Source organism: Ruegeria sp. S263, assembly GCF_056780525.1.
Window position 1 is genome coordinate 839,552 of sequence record NZ_CM165558.1, and the last position, 17,949, is coordinate 857,500.

The window sequence follows — 17,949 nt, forward strand, 5'->3', positions numbered from 1 at the left end:
ACACACTGGCGATTGCTAACGTACCGCTCGGACACGTGCCCATACTTACACGGACGACCCGTCCAGAAACGAGAAAGGCCGCACAGGGCGGCCTCTTCACGAGTTAGGAACGTCTGTTCCGCAGCTATGTCAAACGGCATTAGGCTACTGCCGCCACCTGACGACCCTCCAATCGGGCAAGCAACTCAATCTGTCTCTGTCCTTTCGCATTGACCGGCCCACTGTCGACCTGACCCGATAGCAGCCAGTTCAGCAGTAGGTTCCGCATTCTCTGAGATGGCATGTAAAGCGTTACCCGACGCCTTGGCGTATAGGCGTGTCCGGTACCGTTTAGACCTCCGACACGTATTGCTGATCGGAATAGCCACTGCACCAGTTCGGTCAACGCATAGGCATTCGAGAACCTATGAGCCTCCTTGCTGTCGCGTTTCATGCCTAGGAAGGTCAACAGTTGTGGGTTGGGGTTTTGGTCATATAGGTACACCGCTGTTGTGCATCCGATATGGTCATTAGTACCGCGTGTGGTGTTGGGCACAAAGCTGACACCGTTTGTGGTCCACTCCTCGTCAAAGGTCTCCGTGCCCTTGTTGTACACTTCTTCCTTCATCGCTCGACCGAACAGCCGTGTATGCTTTGATAGCCTCCCTGCCTTTGGCTTTTGGCCTGTTACTGCCCCGTGCCACAGGTCACGTGCACACGTCAGCATTACGGTTTTGAGGTTTACTCCATACAGTTCTCTATCCTTGAACCTGCGTAGCTTCTGGCCAATCGAAGAGCACTCCCGATGCGTTTTGATCGACTTTAGCTGTGCGCAATGTGTCCACTTTTGGCTCCCTATCTCTGGCATGGGTAGAACCGTCAGCGCGTTAGCAACATCTTCTCGCCATGCTGCCTCATCTACTGCATCCAGACGCTCCACCTCCAATGTGAAGCATTCGGGGTGGTCTTTCTTCAGTTTGTGCAGGTACTGCAACAGCACCGATCCTTCAGAAAGGTACGTGTAAATCGTCACGGATTTGGGCTTGAGCAAGAGTTCTTTGGGAATGGCGAGGACGAACAGCTTCTCGCTTATGCGATACAGTGCGCCCGACTTGGCCTTGTCATATAGGGATCGGTCAAATGTCTTGTTCCCTTTGCGGTAAAGCTCGTCCCACATTTCCGTTGGAACAATACGTCCGTCAGGCTCCTCTTTTGCCATGCCAAGGCCGAGGTAAGCTGTGTCAAAGTCAACCTTTCGGACTGTCTGGTCCACCTCGAAGGGGTTTACGACTTCGTCGATGATCATGTTGTATCTATCAAGTAGGTGATCGACTTCGATTGTCGGTTTGCCGCCGCTGTCGAAATCAGTACATCTCACAATCCCTGTGTCTTGGGTTGCCAGAGTTCCAAGTCGGTAGAAAAGTGCGTGCGTACATGCGATTGATTTACCTGCCCGGATCAACTTCTCGCAGTGATCGCTTTTGTTGCTACCGTTGTTAACGGGTTGTGTAAGAATGAAATCGGAGCCTTTTCGGGCATCTTCGATGAACCGTTCCACCTCACTCAGGTAAGGCACAACCGCTATGTACTTCTCCTGCTTTTTGAAGCTGCGGTTGATCTGTGTGGATTTGCCATAGCCGCACGGTTTGTCGACAATAGTGATATGGGGCATGTAAGCCTCCTGTGTTTGGTCCATTGGACCCATTTTGGGGATACGCTCTCGCGGATACCGAGCAGATAGAATTGCCCCGTTGGGGCGACTGGGAGAAAATCCCGGTGAACACGCAATGGCTAAACTAGAGGGATCAAAAGCCCTCTTTTCAGTATCTTTGCTTACAGGTCAGCGTGATTTTGTGTTTGTTTACTTATGCTTAATGGCCACTTACTCCACTCGCATTGGAGTGAAGGAAGTCCAATCCCGTAAAAAGCAACTTGATCAACGCTGACCAAGCGAAACCTGTATGCTCAATTGATGGAGGGGTTTTGCTCAAATGAGGGAGTGGTAACGCCTGTTAGTTCACCAGACGGAGGGCTAACGTCATTGCCAATTCTTGAGGATTGTTTTGCCAGCAACCGGACAGCCAAAATGCACAAGGGACACTTGTTGTCGCTGGATGCGGGTGAGGGTGGTCCCTGCCGACGCACTGGGGAGAGTTTGACCACCCTGCACTATATCAATTCGATTTAAGCAAATTCTACGGCTGCCAGCTTCGCCACGATGTCATCAGTCTGCAGGTGGGTGTAACGCATCAACATCCGCAAATCGCGATGCCCGCTGATCATCTGGACTTGAGCAAGCGATAACCCACTTTCCACAAAGCGCGATACCGCCTCGTGCCGAATGTCATGAAATGTAAGGTCAACCACGCCCGCCCGTTGCCTGAGACGTTCAAAGGCTAATCGCACAGAGTTACCAGACAACGGCAAACACCGGTCGTCCTCGCGCGGCAGGTCCATCAATACGGCAACAGCATTCGGGCTGAGAGGCACTGTACGGGCGCGACCGTTTTTGGTTTGGGGCAAGAACACTGTCCGACGCTCAAGGTCTACGTGCTTCCATTGCATTGATAACAATTCCCCGCGTCGCATCCCGGTTGCCAAGGCCAGCGTCAGCAACGGTATCATCAGTGGAGACCGGGCTTGGTTTACGGCTTCCAACAAAGCCTGCCATTCTCCTTGCTGCAATCGCCTCTCGCGGCGGTTGTCGATCTTGGGCCGCCGGACAGGCTTGACCGGGTTCCCATGCGGCAGGGTCTGCCCCCAATCCTCACAGGCGACATCAAGGGCATGCTGCAACCAACCCAGTTCCCTCACCACAGTCGCCGCCTTCATGGATTTAATGCGCTGGTCACGATAGTGGACAAAGTCACCAGATCGCAGCTTGCCGACCTTCTTGGTGGCTAACTTGGAGCACTTACGCAGGAACCCGTTGATTGCATAACTTTCATTTTCCGCGCACCGTTTCTCGCTTGTGATGTTATCTCGGTATTTTCGCAGCACTTCATCAAGCGTCATCTCGGATGCGCCCACACTGAGGGTTGGGGTTAGCAATCCTCTGTCGGCGCTCAACTCCGTCTCTCGCGCCCACTTCGCCGCATCAGAACGCTTTAGAAAGGACTTAGATCGGGATTGCCCGTCTTTCCGTACAGTCGCTTGCCACTTTCCGCTAGGCCGTTTTACGATTGTTGCCATGGCCCATATCTCCTGTGTTGGAGACATCTTTTCCGTTTAAGTGCAGCGGAGGCGCAGCGGACACAGTTTCACGCGCAGCAAAGCAAAATGTGCTAGTCGCGTAAGACCTTGATACATTGTGGGGAAAGGATGGTGGGTGATGAGAGACTCGAACTCCCGACATCTTCGGTGTAAACGAAGCGCTCTACCAACTGAGCTAATCACCCGTGACGGTGCATGTAGCCAAGCCAGCGCGCGGGTGCAAGAGGGTCTTGCATAATTTCTTTCTCAGATTTCGGATCAGTCCGCCATCTCGTTCAAAACGGTCAGCAACTGCGCCACTTCCTGTTCGGTATTGTAGTGGCAGAGCGAGATGCGGATACAGTCGCTTAAGCCCAGTGGTGTCAGTACATTGCCGCTATAGTGGTCGGCCTTTCTGATGTGGGTACGGATACCTTCCTGATTCAGTCGCGTCACGACTTGGGCGGAGGGTGTGTCGCGCACTACGATTGAGACCAGCCCTTCCCGCGCAGGATTATCCGCACCGGCCAGAATCGTGATGTGATCCATATCTCGCAGGCCGGGCAGGTTGCCGGTGCCGTTGATCATCGCGTCGGTCAGGTGGGTTTCATAGGCGTGAATGGCGCGACCCGCAGCCTCAATCCGGGCGCGTCGATCTGATTCTTCCGAGACCTGAGCCCCCAGCCAGTCAAAATAGGCCACAACATCGGACATCGTTGCGTAAGACCCGGTGTCGCGGGTGCCGAACTCCCACCCCTCTGATGGGGCGTCGATCAATTGATCATGGGGCAGGGCGGTCAAACGGTCTGAAATCCATGCAATTCCGTAGCCGTGGCGAGAAAACACTTTGTAAGGCGAAATCGCATAGCCATCGACGCGGTAGCTGTCGATGTCCAACTGCCCATGCGCCGCGTGTTGAATGCCATCGACGATGATAAAACAGTCGGGTGAGATGTCACGTATAGCCCGCGCGATGGCCGCGACGTCCATGCCCATGCCGGTAACGGGCGACGCGTGAACGATCGTTGCGACGCGCACATCCGGCGTCAGGGCTGCGCGGTAATCTTCGGCTGTGACCAAACCCGTTTCGTCATCATGCTGCACGTTGACGTAGTCCAACCCCGCAATCGCGGCCCAGCGTCGTGCGGCGCTACGGCTTGCGGGGTGTTCGATCGAGCTGCCGATCACTTTGCTGCCCTTGGGTGCGTTGACACAGGCCGTTCGGATCATTCGGAACAACAACTCAGTTCCGCTTTCACCGACAAAGAATTGCCCTGTCGAGGCGTTCATGAATACTGACAAATCGGCCTTGGCGGTGTTGATGATGCCCACAAGCGCATGGCTGGCTATGTTGTCTCGTCCCTGATTGTCAGGGATTGCGGCGAATTTGGCCGAGGTTTCAACGACCGAGTTCAGCGTAAGAGCCCCGCCTGCGTTCTCGAAAAAAATGCGGGGGCCTTGAAAGGGACAGGCATCGACATGGGCAAAGCGTGAACGAATGGCGTCGATCAGACCGGGTGAAGTGTGCAGCATGGTGGACGTCCTGTTCCTGAGTTGATTGCAGCATCCATCTGTGAAGGGTCTGGATCAATATCGTTTGCGACATTGGTCGCAAACCAACTGACGGAAATGGCGATGCTGTGCATTTTTCTTTCAATATCTGCCTGATATGCGGCTGCGTTCCGCAAAGGCGCTTGCGTGCCCCCGGTTGCCTCAGATATCCCCGAAGGGACTGAAACGATGCCAACGAAAAGGATATGCTCCTGTCACGTGCCCACCGCGTATTGATTGCGGCCCTCGTTCTGGTGGGGTCGCTGCAGGGTCCGCTGCGGGCGGAAGCGGAAGGCGTATTGGTATTTGCCGCCGCCAGCCTCAAAACCGCGCTGGATGAGATCGCGCCCGCGTTTGAACAGCAATCCGGACAGGAGGTTACCATCTCGTACGCAGCATCGTCCGTTTTGGCCCGGCAGATACAGCTTGGTGCCCCCGCGGATTTATTCATTTCCGCCAACGCGGACTGGATGGATGTCCTGCAGGAACAGGGATTGATAGATGAGGCCTCTCGTGTCGATCTCTTGGGGAACGGGCTTGTCCTGATTGCTGGTGGTGACGCAATCACAATCGGCGAAATGAGGCCGGAAGTCGATCTGCAGGCCGCACTGGATGGGGGGCATCTGGCTATGGCGCTGGTGGATGCTGTGCCCGCTGGGATCTATGGCAAAGCGGCGCTGCAAAGCCTGGGTCAATGGAGCCGCGTTCAAAATCAGGTCGCGCAAACAGACAATGTCCGAGCCGCGCTTGCGCTGGTTGCAACCGGGGCGGCGCCTTTGGGAATTGTCTACCGGTCCGACGCCAAGGTTGAAGATCGTGTCCAAGTCGTTGCGACCTTTTCACCGGACCTGCATCCGCCGATCATTTACCCTGCGGCAGCGATCTTGCCACCATCCGCCGGGGCCAAAGCTTTTCTTGCCCATCTCAACTCGGAAGCGGCGCGCCTTGTGTTTGCAGAGCAGGGGTTTGCCCTGCCGGGTGGATAACGCATGGGATGGCTAGGGCCGGAAGAGCTTGAGGCGCTGAAGCTATCCTTGCGTGTGTCCTTTTGGGCCACGCTGGTCACCCTGCCTTTTGGCATCTTTGTTGCCTATGCCTTGGCCCGCTGGCGGTTTCCAGGTCGGCAGGTTCTGAACGGGCTGGTGCATCTGCCATTGATCCTGCCGCCAGTCGTCACAGGGTATCTGTTGCTCATTACTTTTGGCATTCAGGGGCCTTTGGGCAGGCTGTTGGCGGAATTCGGTATCGTTGTGGCCTTTCGCTGGACCGGAGCAGCGCTGGCCGCTGGGATCATGGCGTTTCCGTTAATGGTTCGGGCGATCCGGCTGTCTATCGAGGCTGTGGACCCCAAACTTGAACAGGCAGGGGCTACACTGGGTGCGTCGCGCCCGCTGGTTTTTGCTACGGTAACGTTGCCGATGATCCTGCCGGGCGTGATCGCCGGGGCGATACTGGCCTTTGCCAAAGCGATGGGGGAATTCGGGGCGACCATCACGTTCGTCTCGAACATTCCGGGTCAGACCCAGACCCTGCCCTCGGCCGTTTACGCATTCCTGCAAGTGCCGGGGGGTGAAGCTGCCGCGACAAGGTTGGTCGTGATCTCGATCGTGATCGCGATGGGCGCTTTGCTGTTGTCAGAATTCATAGGGCGTCGGGTCGCTGCACGGGTGGCCGGATCATGAGTCTTTCTGTACGCCTGCAACACGACCTGCCGGACATCAGTCTGGACATTAGCTTTGAGGCCCCGCCCGGGGTGACGGTGTTATTCGGGCGATCCGGGGCGGGTAAAACCACGGTGGTAAATGCGGTCGCGGGTTTGTTGCGCCCGTCGGCAGGTCGCGTCGCGATCGATGATTGGGAGTTGTTCGACACCGAGCGTGGCCTGTGGCTGCCGCCGCATAAACGACGGCTTGGCTATATCTTTCAGGAAGGGCGCCTGTTTCCGCATCTCACAGTTCGTCAGAACCTATTCTTCGGGCGATGGTTTGCGCCCAGAAGGACCCGTAAGGAAAGCCCGGAGAAGGTAATCGAAATGCTGGGGGTCGGGCATCTTCTGGATCGCAGACCAGCGGGTCTTTCGGGCGGTGAAAAGCAACGTGTTGCGATTGGCCGCGCATTGCTGGCCAGCCCGCGTCTGATCCTGGCAGATGAGCCTTTGGCCGCGCTGGACGATGCGCGCAAGTCTGAAATTCTTCCGTATTTCGAGCGGCTTCGCGATGAAGTGTCCGTACCGATCCTTTATGTCACACATTCGGCGGCCGAGGTCGCGCGCCTTGCCACTTCGGTGGTGGCTTTGCAAGACGGCAAAGCCGTACGCCATGGTCCCGCGTCCGAGGTGTTGGCCGACCCGTCGGTTGCGCCAGCAGGTGTCAGATCCGTCGGTGCGGTGCTGCAGGTCCGCGTGGCCAAGCACCATGAAGACGGGCTGACCGAACTGGATGCAGGTGGCACCAGTCTGTTTCTACCGCTTATCCCTCATCAGATCGGAGCCAGTCTGCGTATCCGCATTCCGGCCCAAGAGGTCATCCTGTCCAGCAAACGCCCCGAGGGGCTTTCTGCTTTGAACATGCTTGAGGGTACGGTTGAGACGATCCGGGCAGGTGACGGGCCGGGCGCAATTGTTTCCATAAAAACCGAGGCTGGGTCGGTTCTGGCAAGGATTACCCGCCGCTCGGTCGCATCCTTGGGGCTGGAGCCCGGTCGGGTTTGTTATGCGGTGATCAAAACCGTCGCGCTGGCCCCGCAGGATGTAGGCGGGCGTCTGGGCAATTATTAGGCCACCGGCCCTTCTTGCGTTGTGATCGGGATTCTTTACTCGGTCTCTTTGTTTGCTATGGTTCTGGTCAGGTTTTTCACGGGATTTTTGTTATGCGAAATTGGAAGCTGCCATTTTTGGCTTTGTTGATTGCCCTGCCGGGACTCGCGCAGGCAGTCGGTTTCGGGATCGGCGCGTATCCGGCGTTCAGAACCACGGTTACACCCCTGAAGAACGGTATTTACCAAGTTTCCACTACCGGTTCTTCGGCGCCGGTTGCGTATTGGTGTGGTATTGGCGACTTTGCCATTCGCACCCTCAGAACCAAGGCCTCCCAGCGCATCTACATCACCCGGGCCTACGAGAAACAGACGAGGACCGTGCAATTCTCGCTGACCCCGCCCGACGGGGTCGATACCACTCCGGGTTACTCGGTCACGGTCAAGCGCGTCGGTGAAAACATGTCCGCCGGATCCGCGCAGGGGTATTGCTATGACAACTTCATGGATTTCGGGTTCTGATCGCTGATCAGACCCATTTCGCCAGCGGCGGCAAGCTCATGAGAACGGCATCGGGGTCATGGCCGGTTTCCAGCCCGAACTTGGTGCCACGGTCATATACAAGGTTATATTCTGCATAGAGGCCACGGTGCACAAGCTGGGCGTCCTTATCTGCCGCACCAAAATCCTGGACCCGGCGCTTTTCGACCAGTGGCGCAAAGGCAGGGAGGAACGCCTTGCCGATGTCTTGCGTCAGCGAAAAATCCGCTGACCAGTCGCCGGTGCAGTAGTCATCCATGAATATGCCTCCGACGCCACGGGCGCGTTTGCGGTGCGGGATATAGAAATACTCATCTGCCCAGTCTTTAAGCCGTGGATAGTGCCCTGGCCCATGCGGGTCCAGATGGGCCTTTTGGGTGGCGTGAAAATGGGCCGTGTCTTCATCATACTCGATGCAGGGGTTCAGGTCGGACCCACCGCCGAACCACCAAGCATGCGGTGTCCAGAACATACGCGTGTTCATGTGGACAGCCGGTACATGCGGGTTCTGCATATGCGCGACCAATGAGATGCCCGAAGCCCAGAAACGCGGGTCTTCCGTCATGCCGGGAATGCCTTTGCGAGCGGCCATGGCCTGTTGCGCGCGTTCACCCAGTGTGCCGTAAACGGTCGAGATGTTGACGCCGACCTTTTCAAACACACGGCCTCCGCGCATGACGGACATCAAGCCGCCACCTGCATCCGTACCGTCGTCAGCCTGGCGTTTCGTTTCCTTGACCTCAAACCTACCCGGTTCGGCGTCCGAGAGCGGGCCGGTGTCGTGGCTGTCTTCCAGCGCTTCAAACGCCGCGACGATGTCATCACGCAGGTGTCGGAACCAGGCTGAGGCCGTTGATTTTTCTTTTTCGAACATTGGATTAGTGCGCCGGGGCTGCGACGGGGTCCAGCAGGGTGCGGCCACCGTCAATGGTCAGAATTTGGCCGGTGATGAAACCGGCGGCGTCCGAGGCAAGGAACTGAGCAGTCTCCGTCAGTTCGGTCGGGGCTGCGATACGGGACAGAGGTGTGTGTTTTTCGATGTCATCCCGGAAATCCCGGTTCTCTTTCAGGGTAGATTGCAGCGAAGCACTCATCACCGATCCCAGTGCGATCGAGTTGACACGGATGCGGCTCGGGGCCAGCGCCACGGCCAGGGACCGGGTCATCTGATCCAGCGCGGCGGTTGAAACCGAATAGGCCATCAAATCCGGATGCGTGCGTCGGGCGGCAATCGACGACAGGTTGATGATCGACCCTGCGGGGTTTTCGTTGTCACCCGCCTGTTTAATCATCCGTTTGGCGACAACCTGACTAAGCCGCAAAGCGGGCATCAGATTCTGGTTCAGAAGAGTCCGCACCGAGTCATCGTCAGTATCCAGAGGGTCGGAAGGAATCACCTGCCGTGCCCCGTTGATTAGAATATCCACCTGATCAAACGCGTCTATGGTGGCCGAAAGCAGATTGGCGATCGTTAGCTTTTCCCGCAGATCACCCGCAAAGAAGCGAATGTTGCTGTCATCGGCCTGTTCGCCCAGTTCATCGGCCAGACGCTTTTCGTCCATATCGGCAAACATGACATTGGCACCCGCATCCGCAAAGTGACGACCGATGGCCAAACCGACACCGTTGGCGCTGCCGGTCACGATTGCTGTTTTGCCAGCGATGGAAAAGGACATGCAAATCTCCTGAGTTGAGGCGGAGGTTAACCGGGATCACCTTCGAGGGCGAGAGGCATGGAACACTTTGAAACGTGCGTCGCCGGACACTTCTTCAACGCGCGCAAAACTTTCAGTCAAAGTTGCTTCGTATGGCAGGTGGCGGTTGGCGACCATCCACAGGTCCCCATGTTTGGGCAGATTGCGGGCGGCGGACTTGATGAATCCTTGGCCCAATTCCGGCTCGGCGCTGCGTGACGTGTGGAAGGGCGGATTCATGACGACGGTGTCCAGCGCGTCGGGCGCCTTCCACTTTACAGCATCGGCCCAGTGGAAAAGCGCGCGTTCATCGGTGATATTCGCCTGCGCACAGGTCAGGGCGATATTGTCGGCTTCGACCAGGTGCAGATGGCGCAAACCCGCCTTTTGGATCAGCGACGCTGAGAGAAATCCCCAACCCGCCCCCAGATCAGCAACCCGCGCTCCGATCTTGTCCGGCAGCGTATTCACAAGCAGCGTTGACGCCGGATCGACTCCATCTGCCGAAAAAACGCCGGGAGCGGTTTGATATCCGTCCGCCATTTGGGTTTGTGGCGCGGCCCAGTCGTCAAACGCATCAGGCGCAGCGCGGAACCAGAAGATTTTACCATGCGCCTTGGAAATTGGCCCCTCAACATCTGTGCGCTTGCGGATCTCTTTCAGCAGACTGTCCACGCCATCGGTTTTGGCGCCGTCCACAACGATCACCCCGCTTGCGCGTGCGGAGGCTTGCTGCACATGGCTGCGGGCCAATGCCTTGGCGCGAGGCAGGATCACGATCGCATCCTGACACGGGTCCTGAGACTGCGGCGTTACGGCAAACCCCTGGTCTGCAAAATGGTCGTGGAACGGTTTGAAGGGCTGAACGACCTGCGTGTCGCGCGACAAAGATGACAGATCATTTGCCGGTGTCGGCCCGATGACTGTCAGCGGTTGAGACAGAACAAGGCCGCTTTGCAGGGCAAGATCAAGGCGAGGGGACATGGGCAAATCCGATTAGAGCCGCCGCTGGCGTTACTCTTCGCGTTCCATGGTGCATTGCAGAGGATGCTGGTGCCGACGGGCAAAATCCATAACCTGCCCGACCTTGGTTTCCGCAATCTCGTGACTGAATACACCTACCACGGCAACGCCCTTTTTGTGGACGGTCAGCATGATTTCGAACGCTTCGGCGTGTGTCATTCCAAAGAACCGTTCAAGCACATGAACGACGAACTCCATCGGGGTGTAGTCATCGTTCAGAAGCAGGACTTTATACAGCGGCGGGCGCTTGGTCTTGGGGCGTGTCTGGACCAGAACCGACGAGTCAGAATCGTCGTCGGAATTGTCAGACATCATCCATTGGTCAATAAGCATCACACGGCTGTCCGATTCAGGCTTCGGTTTATCTGTGCGGTTATATAACGTCTAAGGGGTCAGAGAAAAGAGCCAGCAGGACGCATTTGCAATGGAAAATAAGCTGACCACAATCGGGTTCGATGCGGATGATACATTGTGGCACAATGAGCGGTTCTTCCAACTGACGCAGAGCCATTTTGCGGAATTGCTTGCCGATCATGCCGAGCGCGACCACCTGCTGGAGCGTTTGCTGGAAGCTGAAAAGCGCAACATTCGACACTATGGATACGGAATCAAGGGCTTCACCCTGTCGATGATCGAAACCGCCATCGAAGTAACCGAAGACCGCGTTCCCGCGTCAGTCATTCGGCAGTTGATCGAAGCAGGGCAGGACATGATGGCCCATCCGATTGAGTTGCTTCCCCATGCACGCGAAGCGATCGAGGGCGTGGCCGCGACACATAAGGTCGTGTTGATCACCAAGGGTGATCTGATCGATCAGGAACGCAAGCTTGCCCAGTCAGGCTTGGGTGAGCTGTTCGATGAAGTCGAGATTGTCTCGGAGAAAACCCCGGAGACCTACCGAGAGATTTTCCACAGATATTGCGAGGGGCCCAAGCGGGCGATGATGGTAGGGAACTCGATGCGATCCGACGTGGTCGCCCCGATTCAGGCAGGGTGTTGGGGTGTATATGTTCCGCATGGACTGGTCTGGGAGATCGAAAAGGCAGAAACACCATTGGGCAATCCGCGCTTCAAAGAGTTGCAACACCTGGGAGAGCTGACAGGGTTTGTTCAGGCACTTGGATGATGTTGCCGATAGGTCTCAGTTCGGGAAAAACAGAGCGATTACAAGGGCTGTATTCTTGGGTGTCCCGGATTTAGTGGTTTGGGGCCCAGGTGGGGCAACATATGGTGTTTCTATCGTGGCCGACAAAGCGACGAATTTGTCAGCTTACGGTTTATTTCATGGGGTCTCTGTGTTAGCCTGAAGAATAATAAAATAATTGATTTGCTGACCGGGAAAACCCGGCAGCGCGAGGTAGACAGAGGCAAAGATCGTGCAGGTTCGGCGGACAGTTCCGGCCCGGATGGGCTTTATTCTTATAGCATTCGTGTGGTTGCTTGCTTTTGCACCACTCCAGTCATTGGCGGCGCCCTATGCGGCCATGGTGATCGACGCGCGCACCGGTGAGGTGCTTCATTCGCGCAACGCCGACACCCGGCTTCACCCCGCATCGCTGACCAAGATGATGACGCTCTATATCGCGTTTGAGGCCGTGCGAAACGGTGAGATCGAGCTGGACACCCCAGTTCGCATCACCAAGAAAGCGTCGTCCGAACCCCCCTCGAAACTGGGTCTTCGCACGGGTCAGACGATCGCGTTCCGGTATCTGATCCGCGCCGCTGCCGTTAAATCGGCCAATGACGCGGCCACGGCAATCGGCATCGCCATCAGCGGGTCCGAGGCAGCATTTGCCCGCCGCATGACCCGGACTGCCAAAGCCATGGGCATGAGCCGCACGACATTCAAGAACGCTCATGGATTGACGGAATCGGGTCACCTGTCGACCGCGCGGGACATGACCACGCTGGGCCGGCATCTGCTGTATGATTACCCGCAGTATTATAACCTGTTTTCGCGTCAATCGACCCATGCCGGGATCAAGACGGTGCCGAACACGAACCGTCGGTTACTGGCCGCTTATCGGGGAGCAGATGGGATCAAGACCGGATACACGCGGGCAGCAGGCTTTAACCTTGTCGCCTCGGCCAAACGCAAAGACGAACGGATCATTGCCACGGTATTCGGCGGTAAATCCGGCGCGTCGCGAAATGCCAAAGTGGCAGAACTGCTGGACATGGGTTTCCGCCGCGCACCGTCGCGCGCACCCATTCGCAAACCGTCGCGTCCTGTATATGCAGGAAATGCGGGTCTGAATGTACAAGTGGCGCGGTTGGTCGGCGCGCCGACCACCAGTTTACGACCGGTACTGCGCCCCGGACCGGGGGCCGCCGTTCAGGTGGCCGGTACGGTCGCGGCGACCGCGGCGAAGAACGGCACGCGCATTCAGAACGGGATTGCGGCAGCCATTGCCGCCGCAGATATACAAACCCCGTCCGAGGATACGACCCGCCCGGCGGCCCGTCCCGAAGATCTTGTCCTTGCTTCCACAGGCCCGATCGAACAGCCCGAGCCCGAGCAGGAGATCGTCACGCGCTTGTCCACCTCGGGTGGGCACCTCTGGGGTGTGAATGTCGGGCGCTACACAACACGATATGAGGCCGAAAAGGTGCTGTTGAAAACAGCCCTTTCGGAAATGACCACTCTGGAAGGAACGCTGCGCAAAGTGAACCAAAGCGCGCGCGGCTTTGATGCGACGTTTCAGGGCATGACCCGCGAACAGGCTGATTTGGCCTGTCGCAGGCTTCAGGCACGGAACGTGACGTGTTTCATGATTGGGCCGTCATAAGACCCGACATGCAATCTTCAGACTGAACATGGGCTGCGAAAACACTCGCAGCCCTTTTTCTTAGTCGAAGACGTGGCCGTGCTGATATTGTTCATCCTGACCGGCGGCGGCAGTCAGCGCGGCGACGTTATCCTTGGTGAAGAAGCCGTCATAGTGATGGCAGCGCTCAATATACTCGGTGATCAGCAGAGTGTGCTTGGAGTGTTTTGAGAAAATCTGTTTCAGGTTTGGGTCGTCTTTGCATTCGCCAACTACATGCGCCAGGAAAGGCACGCCCTTGTCTTTGAGGGTGTTCACGACGAAATCGACGTTCTTTTCACCAGCGCCGTGGTCTCCATCCTGTATCTCGACGGCCATATGGTGCAGGCGGCGGCCAAAGTTGCGCACGAAGTCTTCGGTGGGCATCGGTAACTTGGCAAAGGAATTCACGAATGAGGGCGTGTTGTTCGCCGTGAATACCTTGGCAGGCGATTTCTTGTCATCGTCGACATTCGGATTGCGGTTCACATTGGTGGACGAATTCATGTCAAAGATGTTGTACGCACCCCAGAAATAGTAGGGCACCATCGTGAGAAACTCGAGGATCGCATCCTCACGCTCTCCGGCCAATACCCGCGTGGCAAGGTGGTCGATCCCCAACATCAGAGGTGCAATCTTGCTGTCTGACCCAAAACCGGCTGCCTGATCCAGGCGGGTTTGTTCCGCGTCGCTGAGCAAGACACGGTCCCCCAGGCCAAGGCTGTCCGTGTCGTTGAAATCCAGCGTGGAATAGCCGACCCGATTGCAGGTGAAATCCGATGGCGTCGTGAAACGGAAACCGTCCAGCGTGTAAAACGGGTTCTCGGTATCGCCACTATATTCAAATCTTATGTTTTGATCTTCCAGCGTTTTGGTCAGCGTCTTCAGGTCGGAGGCCGCGAATACCTCTCCGACATACCGGGTCTGGGGCGTGCTGCGGGCCAACGGGTACATGCGGTTGATACGGGGAATGAAGTCCTCGAATGTCGGGCTGAGAGGAGCCATGACGACTAGCGCGGGGTAATCTGCATGAGAATGCAGAACCGAAAACTTGTGCGTTCGCCCAAGATAACTGGCCGTGTGGCGATAGGGGGTCATCACGTAGAGTTCGACCAGCGTGTCGAACAGCGCATCCGGTTCCACCTGAAGTACAATGGCCCGCATCGACCCGACCTGATCTGCGATACCCGAGCTTGAGCGGCGCTCGTAAATCATAGGCAGATATTCGTTGAAGAAGTCCGAGTTCTTCTTGTCGCCGCGGGGTTCGTAAGACATCAAATCAAAAGACATTAAGCGCGCTCCTTGCCGTTGCGCCGCTCGATCGGCGCGGATCGTTCCCGGAATTTGTGGTACTCAGATCATACAGTTACGCACATGCTAGGGCCTGGGGCCGTACCGGGCAACAGTCACGACATGGGGTGGCCGAGTTGCGCCAACCTGATCAACGGATAAATTTTGTCACGTCAACGCCGCCCGCAATCAGGTTTTCCCGAACCGAGCGGGCAATCTGCACAGCAGTTGGCCCGTCACCGTGCAGACAGATGGTGTCGATCGACGTTTGCAGTCGTTTGCCGGATTCGGTAATGATGGCCCCTTCCTGAACCATATTCACTATGCGCGGACCGGCCAGTTCGGGGTCATGGATGACCGCGCCGGGTTTGCCGCGGTCGACCAGAGTTCCGTCGTCGTTATAGGCGCGGTCTGCAAAAATCTCTCCGACCCATTTGCAATTCAGTTCGCGCACGGCGTCTTCCTGTTTGGTCACGGCCAAAACCATGATGATAACGTCCGGGTCCACATCCAGGGCACCCTGATAGCAAGCCCGCGCCATGTCGATGTCAACCGAACACATATTGGCCAGTGCACCGTGCAGCTTGAGGTGCCGGACCTTGGTGCCAACGGCCTTGGCAACCCCTATGGCTGCGCCCAGCTGATACCGGACCAGATTGCGCAGGCTGTCATGTGGGATTTTCATGTTGCGGCGACCAAATCCCTGAAGGTCGGGAAACCCCGGATGCGCGCCAATACCAACATTGTTTTCTGCCGCCTGTATCATCGTCTGCGCCATTACGTCCGGATCACCGGCGTGAAAGCCGCAAGCGATGTTGGCCGAGGTGATGATTTTGAGCAGGCTTGCATCATCACCCATGTTCCATGGGCCAAAGCTCTCTCCCATATCTGCATTCAGATCAACGCTGGGCATCGGCAAAACTCCTTAGTCTGTTGCAGAGATCATTCCGCCGACCAATTGGTAAGACAACAGGTCAGGGATGTCATGTGGGTCGCGGATCAGAGGTTCAACCTGAGTGGGCAGGCGCGACAGATCGCCTTGGAAAGCCGCGTGCAGGGCGACGGCTTCATCCATCGTGACAAACTTGAATGTCAGGTGTCCTCCAGCGGGCGTTTGCGCCGCGCGCGGCAGATCGCACGGAAGGACGGTTGCAATGCGCGGATACCCTCCGGTGGTCTGGCATTCCGGCAGCAGGATGAACGGATTTCCGGTGCCAGTCATCTGGATGTCGCCGGGTGTTATGACCTCGGACAGGATGTTGAGCTGCCCCTTGGCGGCAAATCCTTCTCCGGCGCTTTCAAGCTGCATTCCCATTCGGTTGGCCCGGCCACCGCGTTGGAACTGCGTATTGGCAAACCGGTCCAGAGTATCTTGGTCAAACAAAGGGGTTTGAAAGCTGGCGACGACCCGCAGTACCCCGCCTGAAAATCGGTCGTCTGGCTGCAGTTTCAACCCGACAGCGCCTGAACCGGCCCCGGCAGACAAGCGGTCACCAGCTTGTACAGTCCGCCCGATCTTGGCCGTTAGGTGGGCAGACCGAGAGCCAAGGAACATGTCGCCGTCAATTCCGCCGCCGATATGCAAGTACCCATAGGTCCCATATATTGCCGCGCCGATGGTCAATCGCTGTCCCGCATCTAATTCATGCGACGCATTCCAAATGACTGGGTTTCCGTCGACGCTCGCCTGCATCGGCGCGCCGGTCAGCGCAATGCGTGTGCGTTCGGTCGCTTCGAATTCACCGCCCAAGCCTGCCATTTCCAAAGCCGCCAATGCAGGCGCTTGGCCCAGCAAGGCGGCCCCTTCGTGCAAGGCCAGTATGTCTGCAGCCCCCGAGCGGGACAGACCCTGATCCAAGTAACCGGTACGCCCCAGATCCTGCACTGTACAAGCAGGCCCTATGCGCAGAACGGAAAGGCTCATGACCCGATTTCCTGATACGTCGCACCGCCTGAACCATCAAAGTCGTTCGCGCGAATATTTTCCAGGTCCTCCTGAGTAACAGAATAGAACTGCATCTCATCACCGGGCGTCAGGGCAAAACTGTTTGGGGTCTCGGGCCGAAAGCAGCGAAACGCGGTTTGCCCAACATGCCGCCAGCCGGTTGGCGTCGGCCCCGAGAACAGCACAAACTGTGAGATGGCCAGAACTAACGCCCCTTCGGGCACCATAGGGGTCAGCTCTTGCAGACGTGGTATATTGAACTCGGGCCCCAGAGGCCCAAGGTAAGGTTGCCCGGGCGCAAATCCGATCGTCAAAACACGCACGCGCGAGTCGCTGAGCCGTCGAACTGCTTCATCCGGCGTCAGCCCGGTTGCGGCAGCCGCTTCGTTCAGTTGCGGCGCGAGGTCCCCTCCATAGACAGTGGGGACGCGCCAATATTTGCGGCCCGAGGGCATCGGGGCGTCAAACCAGTTTTGCTGCCCAAGTAACTCGGAAACACGGGATCGGATTTCCGCGTGAGGGAGTTGGTCGGGATCAAAGCGGACATAGGCCGAGGCTAGCGAAGCGGACGTTTCAATAACGCCGTGCCATTGGGCCAGGTCCAAAGCATTTCTAAAGGCCAGCGCCGCACGGTTTGATGACTCCGCCATGGTATCCGCAAATGAAACAAGCAGACCGTCAAAGCCGACGGGTTGAATTCTTGGAAAGGGGTATGAGTCTGACGATATCATGACGTGAAAATCTAAGGCGTTCCTTTTCGGTCGACCTGACCGCATTCAGTTGGATTACGCAAGCCTCTGGCCATTGTTGCCGGGCATTTTACTCAAAGCTGAGTGTCGAACCTCTGATTCTGGGTCTGGCGTGATTCAAAACAGGAAGGCCGACTCGTTTCAGCGTTGTGGGTGGAGTAGTAAATCTCACTATATATAGGGTGAACTTGGGTGCTGCGGTGTGGCGATTGCTTGGTACTTCATTCAATAATCGTAAATAGGTGTGAAGTCATCTAGATGGATGTAATGTAAGTTATTGTTATTAAAATATAAAAAACTGAATTGCAAAAAAAACGCGCTATATGCAATTTTCCACTTGCGGCTTTGTGGGGTAAACCTTAGAACCCCCTTCACCGGCGCTGCTGAGGCGGTGTTGACGGATCGGAGAGACGGTCGGACGGGCT

General features: G+C 56.7%; 17 protein-coding genes and 1 tRNA gene. 6 read left to right on the forward strand and 12 right to left on the reverse strand.

Features of this window, described 5'->3' with window-relative positions; genetic code table 11:
* Positions 1-139 precede the first annotated feature (139 nt).
* From ACT2B1_RS04190 to ACT2B1_RS04205, 4 genes are all read right to left on the reverse strand, one after another.
* Entirely contained in the window at positions 140-1,651 is a 1,512-nt protein-coding gene (locus ACT2B1_RS04190) for a hypothetical protein (RefSeq protein ID WP_481668616.1), read from the reverse strand.
* Between the two features lie 512 nt (positions 1,652-2,163).
* The gene (locus ACT2B1_RS04195) at positions 2,164-3,171 is read right to left on the reverse strand and encodes a tyrosine-type recombinase/integrase (protein WP_481668617.1); all 1,008 of its coding nucleotides are present in this window, start codon (positions 3,169-3,171) and stop codon (positions 2,164-2,166) included.
* Positions 3,172-3,301: 130 nt separating this feature from the next.
* Positions 3,302-3,377, reverse strand: a tRNA-Val gene (locus ACT2B1_RS04200).
* 73 nt (positions 3,378-3,450) lie between these two features.
* On the reverse strand, positions 3,451-4,704 hold the full coding sequence (locus ACT2B1_RS04205; protein ID WP_481668618.1) for an aminotransferase class V-fold PLP-dependent enzyme: 1,254 nt from the start codon (positions 4,702-4,704) through the stop codon (positions 3,451-3,453).
* Between the two features lie 224 nt (positions 4,705-4,928).
* On the opposite strand from ACT2B1_RS04205, the gene modA reads away from it, so the two are divergent.
* From modA to ACT2B1_RS04225, 4 genes are all read left to right on the forward strand, one after another.
* Positions 4,929-5,708 (forward strand): molybdate ABC transporter substrate-binding protein, encoded by a 780-nt coding sequence (gene modA, locus ACT2B1_RS04210; RefSeq protein WP_481668619.1) that lies wholly within the window; start codon positions 4,929-4,931, stop codon positions 5,706-5,708.
* Positions 5,709-5,711: 3 nt separating this feature from the next.
* The gene (gene modB, locus ACT2B1_RS04215; protein WP_171124625.1) at positions 5,712-6,404 is read left to right on the forward strand and encodes a molybdate ABC transporter permease subunit; all 693 of its coding nucleotides are present in this window, start codon (positions 5,712-5,714) and stop codon (positions 6,402-6,404) included.
* Positions 6,401-7,498 carry a molybdenum ABC transporter ATP-binding protein gene (modC, locus tag ACT2B1_RS04220; protein ID WP_481668620.1) on the forward strand — a complete coding sequence of 366 codons (1,098 nt, stop codon included), beginning with the start codon at positions 6,401-6,403 and terminating at the stop codon, positions 7,496-7,498. Before modB ends, modC begins: the two co-directional genes overlap by 4 nt.
* A gap of 92 nt (positions 7,499-7,590) precedes the next feature.
* Complete coding sequence (locus ACT2B1_RS04225; protein WP_171124629.1) at positions 7,591-7,998, forward strand: hypothetical protein; 408 nt, start codon at positions 7,591-7,593, stop codon at positions 7,996-7,998.
* Between the two features lie 7 nt (positions 7,999-8,005).
* Here the strand turns inward: ACT2B1_RS04225 and hemF are convergent, their stop codons facing one another.
* Genes hemF through clpS form a run of 4 tightly spaced genes read right to left on the reverse strand, consistent with a single transcriptional unit; the run spans position 8,006 to position 11,066 of the window.
* Positions 8,006-8,890 (reverse strand): oxygen-dependent coproporphyrinogen oxidase, encoded by an 885-nt coding sequence (hemF, locus tag ACT2B1_RS04230; RefSeq protein WP_481668621.1) that lies wholly within the window; start codon positions 8,888-8,890, stop codon positions 8,006-8,008.
* A 4-nt stretch (positions 8,891-8,894) separates the two neighbouring features.
* Entirely contained in the window at positions 8,895-9,692 is a 798-nt protein-coding gene (locus ACT2B1_RS04235) for an SDR family NAD(P)-dependent oxidoreductase (RefSeq protein ID WP_171122384.1), read from the reverse strand.
* A gap of 36 nt (positions 9,693-9,728) precedes the next feature.
* The gene (locus ACT2B1_RS04240; RefSeq protein ID WP_171239810.1) at positions 9,729-10,694 is read right to left on the reverse strand and encodes a class I SAM-dependent methyltransferase; all 966 of its coding nucleotides are present in this window, start codon (positions 10,692-10,694) and stop codon (positions 9,729-9,731) included.
* A 30-nt stretch (positions 10,695-10,724) separates the two neighbouring features.
* Positions 10,725-11,066, reverse strand: a complete 342-nt coding sequence (clpS, locus tag ACT2B1_RS04245) for an ATP-dependent Clp protease adapter ClpS (protein WP_171123198.1) — start codon at positions 11,064-11,066, stop codon at positions 10,725-10,727.
* A gap of 91 nt (positions 11,067-11,157) precedes the next feature.
* Here clpS and ACT2B1_RS04250 point away from each other — a divergent pair, with 91 nt between their 5' ends.
* Positions 11,158-11,859 carry an HAD family hydrolase gene (locus ACT2B1_RS04250; RefSeq protein WP_171239809.1) on the forward strand — a complete coding sequence of 234 codons (702 nt, stop codon included), beginning with the start codon at positions 11,158-11,160 and terminating at the stop codon, positions 11,857-11,859.
* A gap of 280 nt (positions 11,860-12,139) precedes the next feature.
* Entirely contained in the window at positions 12,140-13,522 is a 1,383-nt protein-coding gene (locus ACT2B1_RS04255; protein ID WP_171124692.1) for a D-alanyl-D-alanine carboxypeptidase family protein, read from the forward strand.
* Between the two features lie 60 nt (positions 13,523-13,582).
* On the opposite strand, the gene ACT2B1_RS04260 is transcribed toward ACT2B1_RS04255, so the two are convergent.
* From ACT2B1_RS04260 to ACT2B1_RS04275, 4 genes are all read right to left on the reverse strand, one after another.
* Positions 13,583-14,830: a hypothetical protein gene (locus ACT2B1_RS04260; protein ID WP_171239808.1), complete on the reverse strand. Its 1,248-nt coding sequence runs from the start codon at positions 14,828-14,830 to the stop codon at positions 13,583-13,585.
* Positions 14,831-14,981: 151 nt separating this feature from the next.
* The gene (locus ACT2B1_RS04265) at positions 14,982-15,743 is read right to left on the reverse strand and encodes a LamB/YcsF family protein (RefSeq protein ID WP_171239807.1); all 762 of its coding nucleotides are present in this window, start codon (positions 15,741-15,743) and stop codon (positions 14,982-14,984) included.
* Between the two features lie 12 nt (positions 15,744-15,755).
* Positions 15,756-16,754: a 5-oxoprolinase subunit C family protein gene (locus ACT2B1_RS04270; protein WP_481668622.1), complete on the reverse strand. Its 999-nt coding sequence runs from the start codon at positions 16,752-16,754 to the stop codon at positions 15,756-15,758.
* Entirely contained in the window at positions 16,751-17,425 is a 675-nt protein-coding gene (locus ACT2B1_RS04275) for a carboxyltransferase domain-containing protein (RefSeq protein WP_254428723.1), read from the reverse strand. Before ACT2B1_RS04275 ends, ACT2B1_RS04270 begins: the two co-directional genes overlap by 4 nt.
* Positions 17,426-17,949 lie beyond the last annotated feature (524 nt).